This window comes from Microcystis sp. M179S2, from assembly GCF_020245805.1.
Lineage (GTDB): Bacteria > Cyanobacteriota > Cyanobacteriia > Cyanobacteriales > Microcystaceae > Microcystis > Microcystis aeruginosa.
On sequence record NZ_JADBUE010000302.1, the window covers coordinates 1 to 25,191 of the forward strand.

The 25,191-nt window shown below is 41.4% G+C and carries 30 protein-coding genes; 16 read left to right on the plus strand and 14 right to left on the minus strand.

Features of this window, described 5'->3' with window-relative positions:
- Positions 1–159: 159 nt before the first annotated feature.
- A complete protein-coding gene (locus tag IM500_RS18445) occupies positions 160–726 on the plus strand; it encodes a hypothetical protein (protein WP_242034691.1) in 567 nt (188 codons plus the stop codon).
- Positions 727–920: 194 nt separating this feature from the next.
- On the opposite strand, the gene chlP is transcribed toward IM500_RS18445, so the two are convergent.
- From chlP to phaA, 7 genes are all read right to left on the minus strand, one after another.
- A complete protein-coding gene (gene chlP, locus IM500_RS18450) occupies positions 921–2,138 on the minus strand; it encodes a geranylgeranyl reductase (protein ID WP_002735532.1) in 1,218 nt (405 codons plus the stop codon).
- 249 nt (positions 2,139–2,387) lie between these two features.
- On the minus strand, positions 2,388–3,482 hold the full coding sequence (locus tag IM500_RS18455) for a class III poly(R)-hydroxyalkanoic acid synthase subunit PhaC (RefSeq protein ID WP_287693546.1): 1,095 nt from the start codon (positions 3,480–3,482) through the stop codon (positions 2,388–2,390).
- 161 nt (positions 3,483–3,643) lie between these two features.
- Positions 3,644–4,639: a class III poly(R)-hydroxyalkanoic acid synthase subunit PhaE gene (gene phaE / locus IM500_RS18460; RefSeq protein WP_287739288.1), complete on the minus strand. Its 996-nt coding sequence runs from the start codon at positions 4,637–4,639 to the stop codon at positions 3,644–3,646.
- A gap of 79 nt (positions 4,640–4,718) precedes the next feature.
- The gene (locus IM500_RS18465) at positions 4,719–4,931 is read right to left on the minus strand and encodes a hypothetical protein (protein ID WP_002784823.1); all 213 of its coding nucleotides are present in this window, start codon (positions 4,929–4,931) and stop codon (positions 4,719–4,721) included.
- The gene (locus tag IM500_RS18470) at positions 4,915–5,190 is read right to left on the minus strand and encodes a BrnT family toxin (RefSeq protein WP_190722734.1); all 276 of its coding nucleotides are present in this window, start codon (positions 5,188–5,190) and stop codon (positions 4,915–4,917) included. Before IM500_RS18470 ends, IM500_RS18465 begins: the two co-directional genes overlap by 17 nt.
- 89 nt (positions 5,191–5,279) lie before the next feature.
- Positions 5,280–5,996, minus strand: a complete 717-nt coding sequence (gene phaB / locus IM500_RS18475) for an acetoacetyl-CoA reductase PhaB (protein WP_190722733.1) — start codon at positions 5,994–5,996, stop codon at positions 5,280–5,282.
- Positions 5,997–6,008: 12 nt separating this feature from the next.
- The gene (gene phaA, locus IM500_RS18480) at positions 6,009–7,199 is read right to left on the minus strand and encodes an acetyl-CoA acetyltransferase PhaA (RefSeq protein WP_190722732.1); all 1,191 of its coding nucleotides are present in this window, start codon (positions 7,197–7,199) and stop codon (positions 6,009–6,011) included.
- 219 nt (positions 7,200–7,418) lie between these two features.
- On the opposite strand from phaA, the gene IM500_RS18485 reads away from it, so the two are divergent.
- Together IM500_RS18485 and IM500_RS18490 are read left to right on the plus strand one after the other, a co-directional pair.
- Complete coding sequence (locus tag IM500_RS18485; RefSeq protein ID WP_287739289.1) at positions 7,419–8,552, plus strand: FAD-dependent oxidoreductase; 1,134 nt, start codon at positions 7,419–7,421, stop codon at positions 8,550–8,552.
- A gap of 284 nt (positions 8,553–8,836) precedes the next feature.
- Entirely contained in the window at positions 8,837–10,516 is a 1,680-nt protein-coding gene (locus IM500_RS18490) for an RNA-directed DNA polymerase (RefSeq protein WP_287739290.1), read from the plus strand.
- Positions 10,517–10,549: 33 nt separating this feature from the next.
- Here IM500_RS18490 and IM500_RS18495 read toward each other — a convergent pair whose 3' ends face one another.
- Complete coding sequence (locus tag IM500_RS18495) at positions 10,550–12,172, minus strand: nuclease-related domain-containing DEAD/DEAH box helicase (protein WP_287739291.1); 1,623 nt, start codon at positions 12,170–12,172, stop codon at positions 10,550–10,552.
- 150 nt (positions 12,173–12,322) lie between these two features.
- On the opposite strand from IM500_RS18495, the gene IM500_RS18500 reads away from it, so the two are divergent.
- The 11 genes from IM500_RS18500 to IM500_RS18550 all read left to right on the plus strand — a co-directional run bounded on the left by IM500_RS18500 (position 12,323) and on the right by IM500_RS18550 (position 20,324).
- The gene (locus IM500_RS18500) at positions 12,323–12,568 is read left to right on the plus strand and encodes a hypothetical protein (protein ID WP_287739292.1); all 246 of its coding nucleotides are present in this window, start codon (positions 12,323–12,325) and stop codon (positions 12,566–12,568) included.
- Between the two features lie 47 nt (positions 12,569–12,615).
- Entirely contained in the window at positions 12,616–12,798 is a 183-nt protein-coding gene (locus IM500_RS18505; RefSeq protein WP_186814272.1) for a PIN domain-containing protein, read from the plus strand.
- A gap of 194 nt (positions 12,799–12,992) precedes the next feature.
- The gene (psbQ, locus tag IM500_RS18510) at positions 12,993–13,433 is read left to right on the plus strand and encodes a photosystem II protein PsbQ (RefSeq protein WP_061432325.1); all 441 of its coding nucleotides are present in this window, start codon (positions 12,993–12,995) and stop codon (positions 13,431–13,433) included.
- 620 nt (positions 13,434–14,053) lie between these two features.
- Positions 14,054–14,416, plus strand: a complete 363-nt coding sequence (locus IM500_RS18515; RefSeq protein ID WP_149988376.1) for an ATP synthase subunit I — start codon at positions 14,054–14,056, stop codon at positions 14,414–14,416.
- 57 nt (positions 14,417–14,473) lie between these two features.
- Complete coding sequence (gene atpB / locus IM500_RS18520) at positions 14,474–15,223, plus strand: F0F1 ATP synthase subunit A (RefSeq protein WP_147068794.1); 750 nt, start codon at positions 14,474–14,476, stop codon at positions 15,221–15,223.
- Positions 15,224–15,453: 230 nt separating this feature from the next.
- Complete coding sequence (gene atpE / locus IM500_RS18525; protein WP_002740068.1) at positions 15,454–15,699, plus strand: ATP synthase F0 subunit C; 246 nt, start codon at positions 15,454–15,456, stop codon at positions 15,697–15,699.
- Positions 15,700–15,929: 230 nt separating this feature from the next.
- Complete coding sequence (locus tag IM500_RS18530; RefSeq protein ID WP_002795845.1) at positions 15,930–16,361, plus strand: F0F1 ATP synthase subunit B'; 432 nt, start codon at positions 15,930–15,932, stop codon at positions 16,359–16,361.
- Between the two features lie 147 nt (positions 16,362–16,508).
- Entirely contained in the window at positions 16,509–17,051 is a 543-nt protein-coding gene (locus IM500_RS18535; protein WP_061432323.1) for a F0F1 ATP synthase subunit B, read from the plus strand.
- The gene (atpH, locus tag IM500_RS18540; protein ID WP_002795847.1) at positions 17,052–17,600 is read left to right on the plus strand and encodes an ATP synthase F1 subunit delta; all 549 of its coding nucleotides are present in this window, start codon (positions 17,052–17,054) and stop codon (positions 17,598–17,600) included.
- A 68-nt stretch (positions 17,601–17,668) separates the two neighbouring features.
- Positions 17,669–19,177, plus strand: coding sequence for a F0F1 ATP synthase subunit alpha (atpA, locus tag IM500_RS18545; protein ID WP_002763364.1), 1,509 nt, complete (start codon positions 17,669–17,671; stop codon positions 19,175–19,177).
- Positions 19,178–19,376: 199 nt separating this feature from the next.
- Positions 19,377–20,324 carry a F0F1 ATP synthase subunit gamma gene (locus tag IM500_RS18550; protein WP_190357086.1) on the plus strand — a complete coding sequence of 316 codons (948 nt, stop codon included), beginning with the start codon at positions 19,377–19,379 and terminating at the stop codon, positions 20,322–20,324.
- A gap of 106 nt (positions 20,325–20,430) precedes the next feature.
- Here IM500_RS18550 and IM500_RS18555 read toward each other — a convergent pair whose 3' ends face one another.
- Positions 20,431–20,628: a hypothetical protein gene (locus IM500_RS18555; RefSeq protein ID WP_002740312.1), complete on the minus strand. Its 198-nt coding sequence runs from the start codon at positions 20,626–20,628 to the stop codon at positions 20,431–20,433.
- Positions 20,629–20,752: 124 nt separating this feature from the next.
- Between IM500_RS18555 and IM500_RS18560 the strand changes: the two genes are divergently transcribed.
- Together IM500_RS18560 and IM500_RS18565 are read left to right on the plus strand one after the other, a co-directional pair.
- Complete coding sequence (locus tag IM500_RS18560) at positions 20,753–20,971, plus strand: hypothetical protein (protein ID WP_287739293.1); 219 nt, start codon at positions 20,753–20,755, stop codon at positions 20,969–20,971.
- Between the two features lie 313 nt (positions 20,972–21,284).
- A complete protein-coding gene (locus IM500_RS18565) occupies positions 21,285–22,745 on the plus strand; it encodes a GUN4 domain-containing protein (protein WP_287739294.1) in 1,461 nt (486 codons plus the stop codon).
- Positions 22,746–22,921: 176 nt separating this feature from the next.
- On the opposite strand, the gene IM500_RS18570 is transcribed toward IM500_RS18565, so the two are convergent.
- From IM500_RS18570 to IM500_RS18590, 5 genes are all read right to left on the minus strand, one after another.
- Complete coding sequence (locus IM500_RS18570) at positions 22,922–23,311, minus strand: type II toxin-antitoxin system VapC family toxin (protein ID WP_002795860.1); 390 nt, start codon at positions 23,309–23,311, stop codon at positions 22,922–22,924.
- A complete protein-coding gene (locus IM500_RS18575) occupies positions 23,308–23,505 on the minus strand; it encodes a hypothetical protein (RefSeq protein ID WP_002789758.1) in 198 nt (65 codons plus the stop codon). Before IM500_RS18575 ends, IM500_RS18570 begins: the two co-directional genes overlap by 4 nt.
- Positions 23,506–23,633: 128 nt before the next feature.
- Positions 23,634–24,059, minus strand: coding sequence for a type II toxin-antitoxin system VapC family toxin (locus IM500_RS18580; protein WP_287739295.1), 426 nt, complete (start codon positions 24,057–24,059; stop codon positions 23,634–23,636).
- A complete protein-coding gene (locus tag IM500_RS18585) occupies positions 24,056–24,355 on the minus strand; it encodes a hypothetical protein (RefSeq protein WP_106909992.1) in 300 nt (99 codons plus the stop codon). The genes IM500_RS18580 and IM500_RS18585 overlap by 4 nt, the downstream gene beginning before the upstream one ends.
- A 132-nt stretch (positions 24,356–24,487) precedes the next feature.
- Entirely contained in the window at positions 24,488–25,093 is a 606-nt protein-coding gene (locus IM500_RS18590; protein WP_190722729.1) for a DedA family protein, read from the minus strand.
- Between the last annotated feature and the right edge of the window lie 98 nt (positions 25,094–25,191).

The following is a 25,191-nucleotide window of genomic DNA, read 5'->3' on the forward strand; positions in this document are numbered from 1 at the left end:
ATACAGTCAACGGTACAGCCATTTTCAAAGGGAAAATGTACCCAGTAACGTCTTTTCAATTTTTTCTGAGAAGCGACCTGCAGTAAGGGTTTTGTTAATTTTTTAGTATTTCTGTATGGGGGAAGTCCAGAAATAAAGTCTCATCATCCACAAGAGCAAGTGCTGGCTAAATTTTTGATACTAATTTTAACCAAGGGACTATTTATCGATAACCAAGGATTGCTTGAATCTTGCGAATGCTATTTTAACAACAAAAATATTACATCGAGTTCTTTAACTGGAGCGGTGAAACTTAAAGGTAGTTTCCTCAGTTTACAAAAATCGGACGATTTTGTTGATGAAACCGTTGAGGTAACATTTCGAGAAAAAAACCAATCCTCTGAAAATGTTACCATCAGAAATTTAACCCAGATTACTCAATCTAGAAAATTATGTCCTCGTTACACTGGAACTCCTAAACATGATTCATCATTGAAAGGAACCGCACCTAGTGTTAAAGGAACTCCAATGGATTTAACAATCGAAGAAGCTCAAGAAGTCTTAAATCATTCCATAGATTATAAAAAAAAACGCTATGGATATCAAAAAGAAAAAAACAAGTTTTATGTATTTCATCCCAATAACAGTTATGATTCTGATGGCTATCCACTTTATCACGGGTTTCCAATTTCTGATTCTCAAGTTCTCCCTACAATTAAGAAAGACCTAGGAATAGGAAAACCATGACTCCCATCGAGGGGTAAGCGCATCTTAACAATCCTTGACAAAATGAACTTTATATGGGCTGCTTACCCACGATTCAGGCATATTTGAGGAGAATTTGCTATCTCAATTGTTAAGCAAGATAGGAGATGAAACAACCCAAAAGAAAACCCAACCACCGCCATGGGGAGATTGGGTTTTCCGGTTATGAATTGATTTTAAGGAGCTAAAGCGTTACCGCGCAGGAGAGAACCGATGGTTTTAGCGGTAATCTTCATCTGTACGAGAGGATTAGCGGGAACAACGGTTTTATAGAGATAACTGTCAAAAGTCATCTTCTGTACATCCTTATCGGAACACATTTCCACAAAAGCTTCCCGGGTGGCATCGGTACGGTAGAAAACCCGTTGCAGGATATCTAATACCAGATAGGTCATACCGTATTTCTTATCCCAACGCTTGAGGTAGAGTTTTAACTCGTCCTCTGTGGGAATACGTTGGCCGCCGTTAGTGACTTCGACAATGGTTTCGGCACACATCCGCGCCGATTTAGCGGCGAAATAGATGCCTTCTCCCGAAGACTTGGTAACTGTTCCCGCAGCATCGCCTACGAGGGCCACGCGACCGACTACACGGCGAGGACGGGGATGTTCGGGGATGGGGTGAGCCTCCACGCGGATGATTTCGCCTCCTTCCAGACGACGGGCTGCGCGAGCGCGAATACCAGCTTGTAGGTCTTTAATCATGGCTTTATTGACCTTCATTGTGCCAGTACCGACGGCGACGTGATCGTATTTGGGGAATACCCAAGCGTAGAAGTCGGGGGATACGTCTTTTCCTACATACATTTCGGCCAGGTCTTCGTAGTAGGCCATTTTATCTTGGGGAAGACGGATGCGTTCTTGGAAAGCGATCGCATAGTTGTAATCCCCGGCATCAATAGCTTTGGCAATGCGGGAATTAGCACCGTCGGCACCGATAACCACGTCCACCTTCAGAGATTTCATTTCCCCTTGGGAATTGCCGTGGGAGTGATCGGCGTAGTGTAGGGTATAGGGATCGGTGCTATTGGTGGGAATGTCGAGACCGTAAACGGTTCCGTTGATTAAATGCGCTCCTAATTTATGGGCGCGTTCTCTCATAAAACCGTCGAGGACTTCCCGACGACACATTCCGATATATTCGTCTTGATTATCGAGATTAATATCGACTTCGACGTTAGAGGGGGAGATCATTTTCATTTTTCTCACCCGGCGATCAATAATTTCAGGAGGTAGGTCAAATTCGCTCACCATACAGAGAGGAATCGCTCCACCACAGGGTTTAGCATTATCTAATTTGCGTTCAAATAAATAGGTTTCAATGCCTGCTTTAGCTAATGTTTCTGCCGCCGAAGAACCGGCCGGCCCTGAACCCACAACAGCGACTCTTAACACTCAGGTTTTCTCCTACATACTTACGAGCGAGTACGCTTTGCAGTGTACCACAGGGGTTTAGCCGAAAGAAACGGGATTCTCCGATTCTGCCCGATCTTGCAACAGTGCTTAACATCCTCTGTTACAAAAGTTTATTTTACTGCCCGTAGATGTTTTTTTATCGATGTGTTGTATTGTGTTACACCCGTAGAGAAAAAAAGTGCTAAACCCCTCTCCCAAACTGGGAAAAGGGGATAGGTACGAGGATTCTTAACCTCTTGCTTTCAACCAATCGCTAATAGCGGGGGGTAAATCCCGTTGCACTTTGCCACTGACATACATTCCGATATGTCCGACGGGGAAAGCACAAGCGGTATAGTCAGAAGTACCGATATAATTCCCTAAAGCGAGGGAAGAAGCGGGAGGTACAAGGTGATCTTTATCCGCATAAAGATTGAGAATTGGCATGGTCAGATTGTGTAAATCTACCCGTTTATCTCCTAACATCACTTCCCCTTTAATCAGTTTATTTTGCTGATAGAAATCCTTGAGAAACTGTCGATAGGATTCTCCCGCTTGGTCAGGACTATCAAAAATCCATTTTTCCATACGCAGAAAATTAACTAATTTTGATTCGTCTTCCATGATGTCAGGAAAATCGAGGTATTTCTGATAACCTAACTGCAAAGGTTTCAATTCCAGAAACTCTAAGTTGAGAAAATCTCCCGGGATATTGCCCATAGTATCTACCATTAAATCGATGTCTAATGCTTCGGCTCCCAAGGAACACCCCCCGCGCATATTTAAGAGGGTCTCGGTTTGATAAAAGTCCACTGGTGTCACCATTGTCACCAGATTTTTTACCTTATCGGGATAGAGGGAACTATAGCATAAACTAAAGGTTCCTCCCTGACAGATTCCTAACAGATTAATTTTGTCGAGATGGTGACTTTGACGAATAAAATCGACACAATTATTGACATAACCATTGATATAATCATCAAGGGTTAACCAGCGATCGCTTCTGGTGGGATAGCCCCAATCAATTAAGTAGATATCTAAGCCTAATTTCAGCAGATTTGCCACTAAAGAACGCCCTTCCTGTAAATCTACCATGTAGGGACGATTGACCAAAGCATAAACCATCAGCAAGGGTATCTCGAAGGGTTTTTCGACCACGGGTTTGAAGTGGTAGAGAATGATTTTATCTTCCCGATAAACTGCTTCTTTTTCCGATACTCCACACTGAATATCTTCTTCTTTAACTCGTTTGAGATTGTCTAACCCTTTGAGATTTTTTTGAGTTAATTCTAGATAATCTTGGGTAAAATCTTCCAGTTTCACTTGCGTCAAAAATGGCCACATAATTTAATTCTCCTAAAGAATTGGGGAAGTGGGGAAGTGGGGAAGTGGGGAAGTGGGGGAATTTCAACTAAAACCCCTAAAACCCCAACACCCTATCACCCTATCTCCTGAATCCTGAATCCTGACTCCTGATAGCTTACCTGATTGTCAAGCACAATTAACTAATTGTTACTTTCTACTGCTTTTTTTTCTCCTAAAGTTTTTTTGAGACTTTTTACCTCTTTGCGTAATTCATAGATGGTTCGATGAATTTCATCGACTTCGCTGCGGGTAGGCAGATTCATTGAGCGCAGGTAAATTTCCATTAAATCCTGCTGTTTGAGGCGATAATCATTGAGAGAATTAATAAATTTTCCCCTTACTTTTAGGTTTTCTGGTTGACAAAAAGCCTTTTCAAAAATATCATCAGCGACGACACTCCACAGATCTTGAAATTCTCGCCAATCCTTGACAGGTTGACCTTTTTCTGCTAGGAAAACTAATTTTTTAGTTAAAGCTTCAAAGGATTTAACTTGAATATCAGCCAGCACAATTTGATAGTTAATACTAGCTTGATAAAGAACGCGCCAAGTTTCAAAACTATCGAGTAATTTGCGGTTAAATTCTCGCGGCAATCCCAATAAAGGCATCTGTAACCATTGGCCAAAAGTTTCATCATAAAACTTCTGCCAATAGATATTATTGAGTTCGATCAAAGAAGAAGTATTACCTAACCAAGCTTTAGTTATTGTATCATTTGACAGAATCAAAGGATCGAACCATAAATGATTGATACTTTGCAATTGTTGCAGGTAAATTGTCCATAGTTGACTGACATCTTGACTACTTTGGGAAGTGGTGGTAGTAAAACTATTCAGTTGACCGCGCATCTGTTGGGTATAATTATCTAAAATTGTTTGCCAGTCTTCTCCTGTTTGCATTTTTGGGAAGATACTTTCCCAAGCTTCCATCGATAATTTTAGGAATTTGATCAATAAATCCCGATTATCAAAATAGCGCTGGGTTGCCTCTTGCAATTCTGGTTTAATATTGCCCATAGGAGTCGGTATCGCCCCCATCATATCAAACCAACTTGACCACATTTTTGCCCCGGTTTCTGTCCAAAGATTGACGTAATCGGCGGCCATCTCACTCCAAGCTTGTGTCGGTTTATCCATTATTTTTGCCCTTTTCCTTTAACGCTGATTTCGCTAGTTTACTAACCCACCCTACACCCGATAACTGATAACTGATAAGTCATATTTTTCCAGACTTGGCAATTTTTGCTAGTAATCTTAACGCTTCATTGACTGAGGCTGAATCTTGAAAAATTTCCGCCACATCGGGATCGAGAATTATCACATTACTAGCCTGTCGATAAGCTTGATAATATTTGCCACGAATACCACCAGAAAAGTCATATTCAGTCCGCATCTCGTCATTAACCGTTTCTTCAGACTCCTGATTCATAATTTTTTCTCTCCTGTTTACTAGCTAAACGGGCGCTAATTAAGCGAATCTCATTTTCTCTTTCTGTATGGGATATGACTAACAGCTTTTGTGATTTTGACTGTCCTATCGTCAGAAAACGAAACTCGCCCACTGAATGATCGGGATCTAAAATCGTTACGGCCAATGGATCCCCAAATACGGTCACTGCTTCTTCAAAAGATATACTATGTTTTTTGATGTTGTTATTTGCCTTGTCTTGATCCCATTGAAATTTCATAGATTTATGCTACTATCAAGCAACTTAGCAGGGACAATAACCAACACATTTTCCATCTTTGAATTAGATAACTGATAACTGATAACTGATTAGGTGTGATGGGCCCCATTAACTCTGAGGACTTCTCCAGAGACATAACTGCTGGCAACAGGAGAGAGTAAATAGGCAGTTGCCCAGGCGATATCTGCGGGTTCACCGAAGCGACGACAGGGAATTTCGGCGGTGATTTTATCGCGAACTTTATCGGGAATCGCTAAAGTCATTTCGGTGTTAATAAACCCCGGTGCGATCGCATTGGCGCGAATATTATAACGGGCAGCTTCCCGGGCCAAGGATTTGACTAAACCGATAACTGCCGCTTTTGTGGCCGCGTAATTAGTTTGGCCGGCATTACCGCGATCACCGGAAATAGAACTAATACAAACGATCGATCCCGCTTGTCGTTGATACATTCCCTCAATAAACGGCTTAATCGTGTGATTAACCCCTTTTAGGTTGACATTAATCACTAAATCCCAATCTAGCGGCGTTAATTTAGCGAAAAAGTTATCTCTGGTAATCCCCGCGTTAGCGACGATGCCGTACACCGGTCCCAATTCCGCTTCAATTTGTTTAGCTGCCGCTTCCATCGATTCCAACTTAGTCACGTCGGCCACAATGCCTAAACCCTGGGGATTATCGGCGACTAAATCCGTGTAGGCCACCTTGGCCCCCAAATCTATCAAAAGAGAGACAATAGCCGCCCCAATGCCTCGATTTCCGCCCGTAACGACGATAACTTTTTCCTCTAGTCCCAGAGATACCATAGCTTTTTCCTCCTAAACTCTTTCAATTGCGATCGCTGTTCCGCCACCGGTCCCATGACAGATGGCCGCCATACCGAGGGTTTTATCCTGTACTTTCAACGCGTTAATTAACGTCACCAGAATCCGCGCGCCGGAAGCGCCGATAGGATGACCCAATGCGATCGCACCACCGTGAACGTTTTGTTTTTCCCTAGCTAACCCCAGATCCATCTCAAAAAGCAGATTATTTAAGGCAAAAGCTTCGTTATTTTCCACTAAATCGAAATCTTCGATCGTTTTATCTAGAGATGATAGTAATTTTTTCACCGCTAGGACGGGGAATTCTGGGAAGCGCTCGGTTTTGCCAGCACCCACAGCGCCGCCAAGGATTTTGGCAATTGGTTTTAAACCGTACTGATCCACAGCTTTTTGACTGGCTAAAAGGATAGCGGCGGCCCCATCGGAAATCTGACTACTATTCCCCGCGGTTAAAACTCCCGACGGATTAAAAGCCGGTCGCAGTTTTCCTAACCCTTCTGGGGTACTATCGGAACGAATACCCTCATCTTGAGCAATAATTGTGGAACCTTTCTTAGATTTAAGCTCAATTGGCACGATTTCGCCCTTAAACCAGCCTTTTTCTGTGGCTGTGGCCGCTCTTTGGTGGGATAAGGCGGCAATTTCGTCTAATGCTTGCCGAGAAACCCCGCGATCGAGACAGAGGCGATCCACTTGGGAACCCATGACCTCAGCCGTGGTAGCATCGGTTAAGCCATCGTGGAGTAATAAATCCGTTAATTGTTCTGGCGCACCCATGAGGAATTTATAACCCCACCGGGCCCGATGGGAGAGAAAAAAGCCGGTTTGGGACATGGATTCGATGCCACCAGCGAGGACGAGAGCCGCTTCGCCGGCGCGAATTGAGGTGGCAGCGTTACTAACGGCAATCATTCCCGAAGAACAAACCATATCCACCCGATATCCGTCCACGCTTACGGGAATTCCCGCTTTAATCGCCGCTTGTCGGGGAATTAACTGACCATGACCCGCTCCCAAAACATTGCCGAAAATGTACAAATCTAGGGCTTCTGGGGGCAAATTAGCGATTTCTAGGGCGGATTTCATCACTGTTGCCCCTAAATCGGCCGGGGATAATCCCATCAATCCCCCACCAAAACGACCAATTGGAGTCCGGACTGCGGCCACGATATAAACTTCTTGCATAGACTTCTCTCTATTGGGAAGCGAAGATAATAGATAGAATTTGCTTAAGAATATCGAGTCCGAAAAAATCAAAATCCCAATTTACTGTCATTGGTTAAAAGTTTATGGCCTCGATGCCTTGAGTTTTTGTCTATCTACCCTCGATTTTGCAACAGAATTTCTGTGTAAGAAGATATATTCATTAGAATTTAACTTTTCTGGCAGCAATCCCGTTTTTTTATGGATTTAGTCAAGCGCTTAGTTTTTATCGGTGGGGGTCCTAGTCATGCGATCGCCGTTCGTCTTTGGGGGCAATCACCCCTAAAAAACGTTCAATTAACTTTAATTAGCGATGTCACCCATACCCCCTATTCGGGAATGTTACCCGGCCACGTCGCCGGTTTTTATGATTTTGCTGAGACTCATATCGATTTACCTTCTCTAGCTAGGTATTCTCAAGCGCAATTCTGTTTAGACAAGGCTAATTTCATAGATACGGAAAAATGTCAAGTAATTTGTCATAATTCTTCACCGATTCCCTTTGATTATCTCTCGATTGATATCGGCAGCATCCCGGCAGTGGATAATGTTATCGGTGCTAAAGAGTACACTATTCCCGCCAAACCGGTGCCGATTTTTCGGGAAGGATGGCAAGAAATCCTGAAAAAAGCGGTTAATAACCCTAATAATACTCTAAATATCGTCATTGTTGGTGGTGGTGCAGGCGGGGTCGAATTAGCTTTAAATATGCAGTCCCGTTTGGCCAAAATTCTCAACTCTAGCAGTAATTTGAATTTATCTCTAATTCATCGAGGAAAAAAACTACTACCGAACCATAATAATTGGGTCGGCCAACGTTTAGAGAATATTTTTAAACAAAGGGGAATTAGATTATATTTATCAACGGATGTGACGGCAGTGCAAGCAGATCGGATTATCTGTTCATCGGGTTTAGTTTTACCCATGGATTATACAATTTGGGTAACGACTGCCTCGGCCCCTAGTTGGATTAAAGCGTCAGGATTACTGACAGATGAAAAAGGGTTTATTTTAGTGAATAATTATCTGCAATCTCTTTCCCATCCCCATATTTTTGCCGTGGGAGATATTGCCACGATTCCAGATTATCCCCGTCCGAAAGCGGGAGTTTTTGCCGTCCGACAAGGAAAACCCCTGTTCGATAATTTAGTCAGAATTCTGCAAAATCAGCCTCTAAAACCCTATTTTCCCCAGAAAAATTATCTGAGTTTAATCGGGACAGGAGACCAAAAAGCGATCGCATCTTGGGGCGGTTTCGGATGGCAATCACCGTTATTATGGTCATGGAAAGATCGGATCGATCGAGCTTTTATGAGACAATTTGAACAGAAATGATGAGTTGCTTTGTCATCGGATTGAATGGCAGTTTAAGTCGGTTGGGAGGTGTGAGAAGCATGACTTAAAGTTGTTGTCTAAATGTCCAAATCGTGAGAGAAAGTTTAAGATTGCTGCTTTGTGGGAGTTTGAAGAATTTGAAGGCGCAGTTTGCGATCGCTGTTTTCTCTCTTTTGCTGAGATGAGAAACTGCAAACATCGAAAGAATCTTAAAAAATTTGGCTCTAAGGGAAAAATAAATAGCAATATAGCTCTAATATAAATTTAGAGCCAAGAGGATATTTATGCTTAATTTTAACATAGAAGACTATTTAACGGATACAAAATTAATTAAAATGTCGATTTACTATGCAATGAATAGTAGGCTTAATGACGATCAATTTTGTAATTTTTTTGAACTAAGTATCAATTGTAAAAATCAAAATAAAATCAACCCTTTAGTTGAATATATTAAAAATATCTACTCTTTAAAACAACCTTATATACCAGATGAGTCATTTGCTTATACTTATCCCAAAGAAGATTTCTTTATTAGAAGATGTGTATATTTGCCTTTCAAACAATATGCAATTAGATATCATTTGATTAATGTCCTCTCCTTGGCAGTTGAAAATTCTTTTATTAAAACAAGCTATGCTAACCGAACTCAACGATCACTCAGTGGATTTATCGATTTGTTTAAACGTTATGATCGTCAATATAAAGAATTCATCCAATGGGGGGAAAATCTTATTAAAGAATTTAAAAAAGAGCAGAGAGAGTCTTATTTATTAAACGCCGACATAACATCATTTTATGATAGTGTATCACCTAATTACTTAATCAATAATCTTTTTGATTTAACAGGGAGTATTCTACCTCAAAAATATAAACCGTTGTTGCAGAAAATATTGCAGCCAGAAATTGAATTTTACTCAGTTGTTGATAAATTATTAAAGTTAGAAAAAAAAGAACAAGGACTTTTAGTAGGTAATATAACTGATGGCTATTTGGCAAATATTTTACTAAGTAAAATAGATGAATTGATGATTGCTTATGGCTTTCATTATGCTCGATACGTTGATGATATTAAAATTATTACTAATACTAAAGATGAAGTAATCAAAGCGGTTAATATTTTGCAAGAAGAACTACATAGGATAGGACTAAACTTAAACTCGGCAAAAACGGAAATTATACATAATCCTAAATATGTCAAAGATTTTTTTAGAAAAGATCATCAAATAGCTTATGGTAATGAACTTATAAATGAGGAACATTGGGAAGATAATCAGAAAACAGAAAAAGATGAAGATGAAGATTTTGACATAAATACTATTAATCTTACAGCCAACCTTCAAGAAAAAGATTGTCATCGAATAACTAATTATTTATTTTATTTAAAAAATGATCATGATTACGATGAAAACTTGGTTATACAATTAATCAATAAAATCCCAGAAATCATTTGTAAGTATCCAAAAACAATCAAAAAAAATACTTGGACTGTTGTTGAATTTATTATCTTTGGATTTCCTAATAACATAATATTTTCCGCATACAAAGCAATGAATGATATTTTTAAGAATCAAAATATCATGGATTATGCCAGAACAAGATTAATTCATCATTTAGTAAAACCTCGAAAAAAAGATCCGCCATATATTCTCATGATGATTAAAAATCGTGAAAGATCGCGTGAAAAACTAATTGCTCAATTTCAAACCTTTCTTTCTACAAAATCCATTGACTTAAATCTCAACGCATTGTACGCATTATGGATCTTATCTCATCAAGATAATGGCCAGACTTTTGATGAAAATTTATTTCGTAAAAATGTAGAAAATTATTTACCTCGACCAATTTCTCATACTATTTCAAGGGTTTTATCATCAATTTTTTCCCATAAAGATAATTTCAACTTTTGTGATTACTTTGATTTTACTGAGCTATCGAATAATAGTGAGAGTGAAGGATTAGAATAGTGAGAGTGAAGGATTAGATGACTTTTACAAATTTTAAAATATATCGGCAATATCAATTATGTCTGAATACATATCTTTTCTTAAAAAGATGTATAAAATACTCCAAGCTCTTGAGCGACCAATATATCTTAATCTTCTTAAGCGAATGGTCTCAGAAATGGGTTCTGGTTCTAATTCCACTAATAAAATTATATGATTTTCTAAGCCTTGAAAATCGTAAATAGTTGACCAAGTAATTGTTTGTGGATGAAGAGGACTAGCGAGAGAGAATCGCTTAAATTTGAAAGTAGAAATTTTTGATGCTATCGAGTCAAGAAAGTTTTGACTTGGTTGTTTAGAAAAGAGGATTGTTATGTGTTTAGGTAAAACCTTTTCATCCTTTATTAATGCCAAAATATTGCTTTTTATGGCTTTAATTAAGTCTTCATCAGTTATGTAATAATCTGTGATGACTTCCTTAAATTGTCTGACGGGCTTTTTTACTTTATAGGTTGGACTAATATATTCTTCGTAAGAATCAAAAATATTAATTGTGTTTCTGATTACTTTTTGCAGGGTATAATTAAAGGGTTTAAATATCTCTTGTATATAATTTTCATTAGTTTTTTGAGAATCATCTTTAAAAATTAAAATTGATAGATTAAACATTTGACTAGCATAGTCAGCTATTTTTCTCAAAAAATCACCATCTAATTGTTGTGCCTCATCAATAATAATTCTGACTTCTTCTAAATTTTCTTTATTTTCTAAAACTTTTTGTAATAAACTAAGTTCTTTAAGCGTAAATATCTTTAAAAGATCATTATTAATTGCAACATTAAGCGAAATTTCCTTATAGATATAATCTTTTGAATCCTGAGAATTAGTAATGAATAAAACCAATCTATCAGATTGAATATCTGAAATAGCTTGTGAGATTGCGAGTTGAGTTTTTCCTGTTCCCGCAGGTCCATCAATAAGGATTGGAGTTTTAACTTTATAAAAACCATCTAAAATTTCTTCTTGCTCTTTAGTCAGCTTAATTATAGTTTGTTTCTCATCTTCTAGTTCTGCACTGAGGGATTTTCTAAATTCTGAATTACGGGTAATTAAAGTTTTAATTTCTTCTACTATATTTTTACCAAGATGTTTATGACTATTATTACTATAATGACTATATATTTCGTTGATTTTCTCACCTAGATTTTTTAGATCATCTCTAAATAAAGTAACTTCTCTTTCCATAAAGGGAGCTAAATTTCCCTCTAAAATATCAATATGAGGAAAACAAATTGCATATCCACAAGTTATCCAATGATTTGTCAAACTAGGTAGTTTACTTTTTAGGAATAACGGCAAATTCTTTGAGTTAGCTAATTGTTTTTTGTAGGGATTTTGATAAGAAATATTATCTCCCGATTTCCACTTATCATGTTCCCCGTCGTAAGAAAATCGAGTTCCTCCCTTGACTTCAATAATCAATAGACCTTTCTGGGGATGAACTAACAAGAAATCCGTTTCTCTTTCAGTTCTAGCTCCATATTTATTCTTAAAAATCCAGTATCTGTCTTGAAAAATGTAAAAATCATCGTCAAGTTGAGATAGTAAATGATATACGTCTGATTCTCCCCGTAAATCAGGATTAGAAGGCGCATCTGGGGGAAACATTTTAGCCATAATTGATATTACCCATAATTAAAAACGAGTGATCACACAGTCTGCCTTCGGCAACGCAACTCTCTAAATCCTAACTTACCAAAAAATGCCTCATACTTATCATGACTCCCAATAAAATAAGGAAGTAAAGCGATAAATCAACAAAATGCTATGGTCATCAATCTCAATATCCCGCCCTCCCAACCATCAGCTAATCTAAAGGTAAAAATACTGATAGAAACCCTTAAAAATGATCAATATGCTGTATCTATCGCTGAATTGCCTCATTTTCGAGTCCAAGCACCCACCAAAGAAGAAACCATTTCCCAACTACAAACAACCTTTATCGAACAAATTAGCCAAATTGAAACGATATCATGGACAACACCTCTAGATAACCCCTCACCCTTTAGATGATGACAGTGAAGTAGATCCCTCATATTATCTGTAGAGGATAAAGATTTGTGTCTCAATATATTCTCGATACTGACCATATTTCCCTAATTCTTCGCAATCATCCCCAAGTTATTGCTAATGCGTCCCGTCATTCCATTTCCGTTACAATCAATACTGTTCAGGAACTTTTCAGTGGAAGGAACCACAGAGACACAGAGGACACAAAGATTGATCGCTACTATATAAGTTAAACTTATCACACAGAACCTAGAAGAGCCCTTTTTTAAGTTTCTTCTCTTTTTGTTAATCAAAGATGTGACCAATGGATACCCTAAAAGGGGCGAGGTTTTAAACCCAAAATTCTGATAAAGTAAAAATCGTCCCGATACCTTGACTGGTTAAGGGAGAGAACGTCAATAGTTTGTTAAATAGTACATATAAACCAATGCCACGTCTTCGCTCGATTATTTCCCTAGTTTTAGTCCTAGTTACTACCCTGCTGGTTAGCTGCAGTGGTCCTCAAGCAACTATCCCCACCGTCTATAGTCCCCAAAAAATCGAACAGTTACAGGTTTACATCCAACCTATCGCAGAGTTTCGCCAAAAAATGAGCGTTTTGCAAGACCTCATCGCTGACAAAAATTGGGTAGATACTCGCACCTATATCCACGGTCCTTTGGGGCAATTGCGTCAGGAAATGGTAGGATTATCCCGTAATTTACTGCCCAAAGACCAAGAAAAAGCCAAGCAGTTAGCGAAAAATCTTTTCGTTCACTTTGAACGTATCGATGCGGCAGCCAAAGAAAAAGATGCTAGTCTTGCTGCTACTCAATTCCAAGAAGCATTAAAAGACTTCGATGCTTTCTTAAATATTGTTCCCAGTTAGTTTTTATCAGTGATCAGTGATCAGTTATCAGCTTTAAAAAAAATCTCGGGCTTTTTGCCTAGAGATTGTTGTCAGAGAGAAGCACACAAAAACTTTTTTTCTTATAGATGTTCAGTTTAAAAATCAAGATAGAAAAAAATAATAGGGTTCTTCTCGACTTTGTGTGATAATTTTTGCTTATAGAATCGTGAAATGTTTACTGGTAAAGACTTTTAGGACTATTTTGCGGATATTCTATCAGTATAGACCCCGTTTCCACACAGAAACCAGAAGAGCCAAAAATAGTGACCCTTACCTTTTCCCAAGCAGAGGTAGGAAGTCTCTGGTTTTAGGGAACAGGCAAGAGGGAGCGCCGGAGTTGGGGAAGTGGGGAGAAGGGAGCAGGGGAGGGGGGAGAAAAAAGCTGATGACGGCTGAGAGCGGGGGGAATCATGGCCATTTACAATTGCTTAATAATTGTTGCCACTGCCGTGATAATATGTCTTGTGGCTCACCTGAGCGTCATAGCTCGGAAAGCAATCTAGATATTGAGATTAGTCTATCGCTGATTTAGGTGTACCTTGTCTGATCCATCGATCGAATCTCCCCCAACCCCAGAAACCGCCCCGCCGTCAGATCCGATGCGGGAATACTATCAACTACAAAACACTTTATTGATCACCACCCTGATCTTAAGCGGTCTGATCTTTATTCCCGTGTGGTGGTTTTATTCCCTCAATACCGCCCTTAATTACCTATTAGGGGCAATGGTGGGAGTTGTTTACCTAAAACTCCTGGCCGGGGAAGTGGAAAAATTGGGGGTAACCAAAAATCGGGTGGGCAAAAAAGGATTAGCCCTATTCGCTGGATTAATCATCATCGCCAGTCGTTGGCAAGAACTGCACATAGTGCCAGTTTTTTTGGGTTTTTTGACCTATAAAGGGGCGATCATCGTCTATACTCTGCAAACCATCTTCAAGTTGGAGCAGAAAGCCGATTCCTAAACCCTTTCACCGTTAAAATAACCCTGATTTGCGAACCCGAATCTCTCCAAGGTGAAAATGTTAGACAGTTTAAGTGTGCTTAATTTTTATAGCCTCGCTTCCCTGGAAGTGGGACAACACTGGTACTGGCACATCGGCGGACTAAAAATTCACGGGCAAGTGATTGCGGTCTCCTGGATCGTCTTCGCTATCTTAATCATCGCCTCGATCGCCGCTACCCGCAAGATCCAGAAAGTTCCTGGCGGTATTCAAAACCTCATGGAGTACGTTCTGGAATTTCTGCGCGATTTAGCCAAAAACCAGCTAGGAGAAAAGGAATATCGACCCTGGTTGCCCTTCATCGGCACCCTATTTTTATTTATTTTCGTTTCTAACTGGTTAGGGGCCCTGATTCCTTGGAAGTTAATCGAACTGCCCGAAGGAGAATTAGCCGCCCCCACTAACGACATCAATACCACGGTGGCGTTAGCCCTACTGACTTCCCTCGCTTACTTCTACGCGGGCATCAGTAAAAAAGGACTCGGTTACTTTGCTCACTACCTAGAGCCGATTCCCGTGCTATTACCGATCAAAATTTTAGAAGACTTTACCAAACCCCTCTCCCTCAGCTTCCGTCTTTTCGGAAACATCCTCGCGGACGAGTTGGTAGTGGCCGTATTAGTCTTCCTTGTCCCCCTAGTCGTACCCCTACCCCTGATGGCTCTCGGTTTATTTACCAGCGCTATTCAGGCCCTTGTCTTCGCCACCCTTGCCGGGGCCTATATCCATGAGGCCCTGGAATCGGAACACGAAGAAGAACACGCTTAAAAGCGAAGGACGAAAAAAGAAAAATTTCTTAGGGAAAAGTGTCCAAATAATAGGATAATAACTAAGAAATTATTGGTCGAATTCAGGATGAGCAACTGAATTCCCAGATCGTTCTTTCCCAAAAACTCTTTCGGGAGTTTTGAGCAGAAAACCAGCCATTTTTTACGGCTGAGAACGCGCTCTGTAAACAACAGATTGAAATTGATTAGTAAATAGAGGAAAAAATCACCATGAACCCCACAGTAGCTGCCGCTTCCGTTATCGCCGCCGCCCTCGCCGTTGGTTTAGCCGCTATCGGCCCCGGCGTTGGTCAAGGTACCGCTTCTGGAGAAGCTGTTTCCGGTATCGCCCGTCAACCCGAAGCTGAAGGAAGAATTCGTGGTACCCTTCTCCTCAGCTTGGCATTCATGGAATCCTTAACCATCTACGGCTTGGTTATCGCTCTCGTTTTACTGTTCGCTAACCCCTTCGCCTAATTAAAAAAGCAGTGGGCTATCAGCCCCCAGTCCCCAGCTTGGCGGCAGAGTTTTCAAAACTCTCAAAAAACGCCAAAGGAGCCAACTAAAAAGTCTGGTTTTGGGGACGGAAGGCTGATAGCTAGTTAAGGGAATTTTGCTGATCCCCCCTGACTGTTCATTGTTAAAGCAGGGGGATCGTCTTCCTTTTTTGAACCTGCCTATAGCTTCTATTTATCAGGAATAAATCAATGTTTGATTTCGATGCCACCCTGCCAGTGATGGCACTACAATTTATTCTTTTGGCAGTGATCCTGAACGCCGTTTTTTATAAACCCCTCAGTAAAGTTTTAGATGAACGGGCGGAGTATATTCGGCAAACAGAAAGCGGAGCCAAAGAACAACTAGCCAAAACCGAAGCACTGGTACAAGAGTACGAATTGCAATTAAGTTCGGCTCGTAAACAATCCCAAGAGATTATCGCCCAAGCGCAAGCCGAGGCCCAAAAACTAGCCAGCGAACGAGTTGCCGCAGCCCAAAAAGAAGCGATCGCCCGTAAGGAAGCCGTCGCCGCCGAAATTGCCCAACAGAAAGAAGAAGCCTTTCGTTCTCTAGAAGGACAAGTGGCCTCTCTTTCCCGTCAAATTCTCGAAAAACTCCTGGGACCAGAACTCGTTCGCTAAACCCCAGCCATTGGTTAATAACAGTGATCAGTAAAAAGATAGAACTCAGTCGTCAGGAGTTAGAAGACTGGAAACTTACCTCTGATAACTGATAACTGATAACTGATAACTGATAACTGAACAACCTACTCCCCGCCCTCAATAATCATGATCATCGACACAGTTTTATTATTAGCCACGGAGGCGAAGGAAGCGGCAGCAGAAGGATTCGGCATCAACACCGATATCTTAGGAACTAACCTATTTAACCTCTCGATTCTGCTCGGTTTAATCATCTTCTACGGCCGCAAAGTTCTCGGACAAATCCTCGGAGAACGTCAGTCGAAGATTGCGGAAGCTTTAGCCGAAGCTGAAAACCGGAAAAATATTGCCGCTACCGCCCTCGCCGAAGAACAGAAAAAACTCGCCCTGGCAAAACAAGAGGCGGAAAAAATTATCGATAACTCTCGATCTAGAGCTAAAGCTGTCACCGCCGACATCGCCGCCCAAGCCGAACTCGATATTCAAAGAATGCGCGAAAGTGCCGCTAAAGATCTCTCGGCGGAACAGGATCGCGTTTTAGTAGAATTACGCCAAAGAATTACCGCTTTAGCCTTAGCTAACGTGGAATCCCAGTTAAGCACCGGCCTGGAAGAATCGGTACAACAAACCCTAATTGATCGCAGTTTGGCCAACCTAGGAGGTAAATAGATGCAGGGAAGTTTAATCAGTTCAGAAATAGCCGAACCCTACGCCCAAGCATTACTTTCCGTCGCCCAAAGCAGCGGACAATTAGAAGCGATCGGCGGCGAAATTAAATCCCTCTTAGAATTGTTGGAAAATGCTCCCGATCTAAGAGCTTTTATCGGCAATCCCGTCATCAAAGAAGAAGCTAAAAAAGCCGTTCTTTCCCAAGTAATGGGAACCAGTGCCAATCCCTATTTAACTAACTTCATGATGTTATTAGTCGATAAACGTCGGATTCAATTTTTAGAACCCGTTTGTCAACAATATCTCACCCTGGCTAGAGTGCTGACTAACACCGTTTTAGCGGAAGTTTCCTCGGCCACCGAATTGAACGATAGCCAAAAACAAATCGTCATCGACAAAGTGAAAACCCTGACCGGGGCGAATGTGGTCGAACTGAAAACCAAAGTTGATACCAGCCTGATCGGTGGTGTGGTGATCAAAGTCGGTTCTCAGGTCTTTGATGCCAGCATTCGCGGTCAACTACAACGCCTCAGCCTCTCCCTGCGCTAAGGTCATCTAATCTCCCTTTTTTGCCGTTTTTTCACCTTCTAATTTTTTACTTTTTCCCAGATTAAACTATGGTAGCTATCAGACCCGACGAAATTAGCACGATTATTCGTCAACAGATCGAATCCTATAACCAAGAAGTACAGGTCTCCAACGTGGGAACCGTCCTGCAAGTGGGTGACGGTACTGCCCGCATCTACGGCCTACAACAAGCCATGTCGGGAGAACTATTAGAATTTGAAGATGGAACCGTCGGCATCGCCCTTAACCTCGAAGAAGATAACGTCGGTGCAGTGTTAATGGGTGACGGTTTCGGGATTAAAGAAGGCGGTACGGTGAAAGCTACCGGTAAAATCGCTCAGGTTCCCGTGGGTGAAGCCTTAGTCGGCCGCGTGGTTGATGCTCTCGGTCGTCCCATCGACGGTAAAGGGGACATCCTCGCCAGCGAAACCCGTCTGGTGGAATCCCCCGCCCCCGGTATTGTCGCTCGCAAATCCGTCTGTGAACCGATGCAAACCGGCATTACCGCTATCGATGCCATGATTCCCGTCGGTCGTGGTCAACGGGAGTTAATTATCGGTGACAGAAAAACCGGTAAAACAGCGATCGCCATTGACACGATCATTAACCAGAAAAGCGAAGACGTGATCTGTGTCTATGTCGCCATCGGTCAAAAAGCCTCCACCGTCGCCCAAGTAATCGACACCCTCACCCAAAGAGGCGCCATGGATTACACCGTGGTGGTGGCCGCTAACGCTAACGACCCCGCCACCCTCCAGTATATCGCCCCCTACACCGGAGCTTCGATCGCCGAATACTTCATGTATAAAGGCAAAGCGACCCTAGTTATCTACGATGACCTCACCAAACAGGCTCAAGCTTATCGTCAGCTATCCCTGCTCATGCGTCGTCCTCCCGGTCGGGAAGCTTACCCCGGCGACGTTTTCTATCTCCACTCCCGTTTACTAGAGCGCGCCGCTAAACTCAGCGATGCCCTCGGTGGTGGCAGCATGACCGCCCTGCCGATTATCGAAACCCAAGCAGGTGACGTTTCTGCCTACATTCCCACCAATGTAATTTCGATTACTGACGGTCAGATCTTCCTCTCCACCGACCTCTTTAACGCTGGTTTCCGTCCCGCTATTAACGCTGGTATTTCCGTATCCCGCGTGGGTTCGGCGGCCCAAACGAAAGCGATGAAGAAAGTTGCCGGTAAATTAAAACTCGAATTAGCCCAGTTTGACGAATTAGAAGCTTTTGCTCAATTCGCTTCTGACCTTGATGCGGCCACCCAAGCACAACTCGCTCGCGGTCAACGTCTGCGTCAAATCCTCAAACAGCCCCAAAACTTCCCCCTCGCCGTTTGGGAACAGGTGGCGGTGGTTTATGCCGGTTTAAACGGTTATCTCGACGATATCGCCACCGATAAAGTTATCGATTTCTGCACCGGTTTACGGGAATACCTGAAAACCAGCAAACCTCGCTACGTTGAGATCGTCAGCACTGAAAAACAACTCAACGACGAAGCGGAAGGCCTGCTCAAAGATGGCATCAACGAGTACAAACAGGCTTTTAAATAATCTCGGTAATCAGTAAATGAATGTTGGTAATGGGGGTTAGGTTTTGGGGGATGGGGTGTTGAGGTTTTGGGGTTTTGGGGTATGAGTTGAAATTTCTCTATCTCCCCATTTCCCTGTTTCCCCACCTCTCCATTCCCTCCTAAACCCCGACTCTTGACTGATAACTGATAACTGATAACTGATAACTGATAACTGAATTATGCCTAATCTCAAAGCGATTCGCGACCAAATTCAATCGGTCAAAAATACCAAAAAAATTACCGAGGCCATGCGTCTGGTGGCGGCCGCAAAAGTGCGCCGCGCCCAAGAACAAGTTCTCTGTACCCGTCCTTTTGCCGATGCCCTCGCTCAGGTACTTTATAATCTCCAAGGTCGTTTAGCCTTTAGTGATGTTAATTTACCCCTACTGGCCCAACGGGAAGTAAAAACCGTGGCTCTGTTAATAGTCACAGGCGATCGAGGTCTTTGTGGCGGTTATAATACTAACGTCATCCGTCGTGCCGAACAACGGATGAATGAATTAAAAGAGCAAGGGATTAAGTATCAATTAGTGGTTGCCGGCCGGAAAGCGGCACAGTATTTCGAGCGCCGGAATGCTCCCATTGCCGCCAAATTTATTAACCTCGAACAGATTCCCACTGCCGATGAAGCTGGCACGATTGGGGATGAATTGCTCTCCTTATTTTTATCGGAAACAGTCGATCGCGTCGAGTTAATTTATACTCGTTTTATCTCCCTGATCAGTGCCACTCCGGTGATTCAAACCCTGTTACCTTTAACTACCCAAGGTTTAGCGGTACAGGATGACGAGATTTTCCGTTTGGTGACTAAAGAAGGAAAATTTAAGGTACAACGGGAAAAAATGGCCAGCCAACCAGCGCAGGTTTTTCCCCAAGACATGATTTTTGAGCAGAATCCCGTCCAAATCCTCGATTCTCTCCTACCTTTGTACTTAAATAACCAATTACTGCGCGCCCTCCAGGAATCGGCAGCGAGTGAATTAGCAGCCCGGATGACGGCAATGAGTAACGCCAGCGAGAACGCCAGCGAGTTAATCGGGACTTTAAGCCGTACCTACAACAAGGCGCGTCAAGCCGCTATTACCCAAGAATTGCTAGAAGTAGTAGCGGGAGCCAACGCTCTCTAGGTTTAAGCCTGTTTTTCTTTTGATTATCAGTAGGAGTGATTTTTTTCACTCCTTTTTTTATATAGGGTTTGCTGAAAAAGTAGGGACGAAGAACACCTAAGGATGATTAGATTGTTTTCTTAAGCACAATCTCAGAGCGACTATCAAAACCTAGATCCCCAATACCAACTACTTCCCAACCTTGAGAGCCCAAATCATTAAGAATTTGTAGCAAATCCGCTCCTACTTGGTTGCCATTCAGAAACCAGACCACAGCATTAGGTTCATTCTTTCCTACAAGAATCTGATATTGGAAAATAGCCATTTGACCTCTTGTATTGGGTTGCCTTTGGATCAGTCCAACGGAATTCTAGACGAACTTTTCCAGGTAATACCCCCAATTAAGATTTTATTAAGAGTTCATTCTCGCACCTCTAGAAGTTTAAACCATGTCACTCGCTGAGTTAATTCCTCTGGTCAACAATCTGAGCCAGTCAGACAAATTATCACTCTTTAAAGTCCTAGCCACACAAATCCCAGACGCTGAACTACAAGTCATCTTCTCGGCATCAGAGTACCCAATTTGGTCGCCCTACGACGCAACAGCAGCAGCAAACATCCTGGGGCAGATGATTGAGGATGACCAAGGGGCATCTGCTCATGCCTAGTACAGTTGAGTTTCCCTTTTCTGAGGATGAAGCATTACCGACAATTCCTATCATTCTCAGTTATGCAGACTCTTCTTTTTCTACGAAGGCACTGGCCGCTACAAATCTTGGATGACACTGATAGTGGCTCTCTTATTCTTTGTCTGATCAGTTTAAGTTACTGTAGAATCGATCAATCTTTGTGTCCTCTGTGTCTCTGTGGTTCCTTCCACTCGCTTGCCGGCAGTACTGTATCTTAGAATACATTTTACCCACCAAACCTAAGAGAGCTACTTTTTTAACGTCAACCCAACTACTTAAAGGAGTAAAAACCATGAGTCTGTGTCTCAATCCTAATTGTTCCTCCGCCAATCCAGATGGCAATAAATTCTGTGAAAAATGCCGCTCTAAATTGTTTTTACAGGAGCGTTATCAAGCAATTCAATTAATTGGTCAAGGAGGATTTGGTCGCACTTTTAAAGCGGTAGATTATAGCAAGCCTTCTCGACCTTATTGTGTGATTAAACAGTTTTTTCCTTCGGCTCAAGGAACTGATACAATTGAGAAAGCCTCAGAATTATTTGAAAAAGAAGCAATCCAATTAGAGAAGTTAGGAAAACATCCCCAAATCCCTGAACTTTTCGCCTATCTCAATCATGATGATGACCGTCAATATTTAGTACAAGAATATATTGAAGGACAGAATTTAGAACAAGAATTAAGAAGCCAAGGGGTATTTAATGAAGCCAAGATTAAAGCTTTATTAACAGATATTTTGCCGGTTTTAGATTTTATTCATAGTCAGGGAGTAGTTCACCGAGATATTAAACCAGAAAATATTATTAGACGTAACTCAGACAAGAAAGCGGTTTTAGTGGATTTTGGCGCGTCTAAAGTTGTTACACCTCTTAACCGTTCTGTTACTGGTACGGTAATCGGTTCAGCGGAATATATCGCCCCAGAACAAGCTAACGGTAAGCCGATCAATCCTAGTGATTTGTATAGTTTAGGAGTCACTTGTATTTATTTGTTGACTCAGGTTTCACCCTTTGATTTATTTGATACCAGTGACCATGAATGGATTTGGCGACAGTTTTTAGTAAATAATAATGTTCGGGATGATTTAGGGCGCATTCTTGATAAAATGATCGAGTTTGGGACAAGAAAGCGTTATCAGTCAGCGCGGGAGATTTTACAAGATTTGACGGGACAATCACCAGCAACTTCGATACAATCACCAGCAACTCCCCGTTATTCACCAACACCAGCAACCCCCGTTATTCAAACACCACCACCGCCTAAAGTTGCTGCTAATATTGCGCTTAAAAGTGCTAGGGAGGTTAACTATTCTCGATTACAGCAACTCCTAGCAGCAGGAAACTGGAAAGAAGCAGACCTAGCAACAGGTAAAGTTATGTGTCAGGTCGCCGGAAGGGAAAAAGAAGGATGGTTGAGACGAGAGGATATTGATAATTTCCCCTGTGAAGATTTACGAACTATTAACCAACTCTGGCTACACTACAGTAACGGTAAGTTTGGCTTCAGCGTCCAGAAAGAAATCTATGAGAGTCTCGGTGGCACGAGACATTATAATGAAAAAGTGTGGGAAAAGTTCGGCGATCGCGTCGGCTGGAGAAAAGGAGGTAGTTGGGTACTGTACAGCGACTTAAGTTTTAATAAAGATAAAGCCCCCAAAGCTCACCTCCCGTATAGATTTTGGACGGGTGTGAGTTGGGGAGGGTCGATGGTTCAGGCGATCGATTTGATCTCTCGCGCAAAGACTTGTAACCTGTAGGATATAACGATCTCAGGTCTTTTGTCAAGCTTATTTTTGGAGATTTCTAGAACGAAAACATAGGCTTTTTCCTACTTCAATACCTGGCACTGGTTGCTGTCATCAAGCTATCGGTTTCCAGTAGTAAGCTACTTTGCAGATAAGTCAACTTTTAATTCTCGCTCTTCTACTATTATTTACCCCTCATCAATAAACGGGTTTTTAATATTTAAACTGGAAATCCCCTTAAAATCATCAACATTTCTAGTGACCAAACATCCATTTTGGCTCAATGTTGTTGCGGCAATAATGGCATCGGGAATCTTGATTTTATACTGTCGTTTCAGTTGAATAGTCAGATCTTCAATTTCTCTCAATATGGGAATTAATTCAAACTGTGAGAGTAAATCTTCAATTATCTGCTCTTCTTCCTTAGACAAAGTAGGAAAACTGAGTAACTCAATTCTGACAATTGGTGAGATAAAAATCTGATGCAAACTCAAAAAAGCTTGGGAGAAAAAAGAAGTAACTATATCGTCATCGGCTAAATAATAAATAAAAATATTGGTATCATAGACGTATTTCATCCATCCCACTCCCGACGAAGAGACTCTACATGAGATAGCATTGCCGCTTTTTTATCCTTAAGAATACCTTTGGCTTTAACCACCTTTTGATAATCTTTTTGCCAAAGCTGAAGCAGTGAATCTGGCACGTCTGCTGTAATAAAATTTTCATCTTCAGCAATCAGATAATTCCTTGGTATTTTAATCAGTGGCACAGCTTTTCTCCTAATACCAAACAGTATTTAATGTCTCTCTCTGTCATAGACCATCATTATATATTATCATCACAAGTACGGTAGAGCCACCAAGTCAAGGAATATTCGGGTGATAAAACTAACTTTGTTTAATTTAGAGCGGGATTAAGTAATTCTACCTGACAGCGTAATGCTGCATCTATTAATTGCTTATCATTGGTAGCCAATGGTAAATCTAAGCGCAAAGCAAGTTCTAAGTAAGCAGCATCATAAGAAGCTAATTTTTGTTCTCTTGCTAGTGTTAAAGTCCTGCCAAAAGCTTGGACTGAAGTTAAAGAATCAATAGTAATAAGTAAAGACTGTAACCAATTAATCGATGCTTGAGTTTGCTCGACCATCATCCGATTTCTTCTTTCTGCGACTAGGAGAGTATTGACAATCTCTAAAGACCAAATTTCGGGAACAAATGCTTCGGCGTTTGGCATTATGTCTAATACTGCGTTAGCAGAATCGTTATCTTCATCGACCAAACACCAGCTAATTGCTACCGAACAATCTAAAACAAACTCAATCAAAACCGTCTCCCTTCTTCTCGCATGGCACGAATTTCACTTTTAGGTAAAGCTACAGTTTTTTGAAGGCGGCGCATTCCTGAAATAGCTTGGGTAATAGATTGCTCTACTACTGGGTTGCCCCAAGCATTATAGCGAGGTTTTCTTTCCTCTTTTCTACTTGCTAAATCTTCACTGACTTCTTGAACCGCTTCAACGGTTACTGTAACATTTACTTCAGTTTCTTTAAAATCGGACGGTATATGTAAATGTAAGATTCCATCTCTACCAATCTGAGAACGTAGTTTAATTGTTGGCATATTAAAACCTCGTATATTCTTATCCTTTTGCCCCTTTATAAGCAGTAAAACGTAGGGTGCGTTAGACGGCAAAAATTGCTGCTGTGACTGGAAGGTGACAATCCGTCGTAACGCACCACCTATCATCAAAACTTACTCATACCGGCGGTTACGTTTGCGGATAATCCAGAGGATAAACCAGATAACCAGGACAAGTAGGGCTATTTTTGACACGGGAGCCAGATATTCTTCCACAAGGGGGTAATTTTTCCCTAAAAAGTAACCTGCTGCCGTTAAAAAAACGACCCAGAGGGTCGTGCCGATGGTGGAGTAAACTAAAAAGGGAATCATCGCCATGTGATTCATCCCGGCGGGTAGGGAAATCAAAGTTCGTACTCCGGGGACTAAACGACAGAGTAAAACCGCTTTACTACCGTGACGGTTAAACCATTGATTAGCTTTTTGAATATCTTTAGCGGAAACGGTAATCCATTTGCCGTATTTATCGGCTAGTTTTTCAATTTTTTCCTCATCCACAACCCGACCGAGATAATACCAAGGTAGCGCTCCGATGACCGTACCAAAAATCCCCGCTACCACTGCCGGAATAAATTGCATTTGTCCCTCATGGACGGTAAAACCCGCTAGGGGCATAATTAATTCCGAGGGAATGGGAGGAAAAAGATTCTCTAAAAACATTAATAGGGCTATGCCTAAATAGCCCATAGAAGTCATTGTATTTGTAATCCATTCAGTCATAATTTTTTAGGATTTAGAAAACAGTTTTAAAGTAAAGTATTTTCAGTGAACTGATAACTGATAACTGATAACTGATAACTGATAACTGATAACCGATA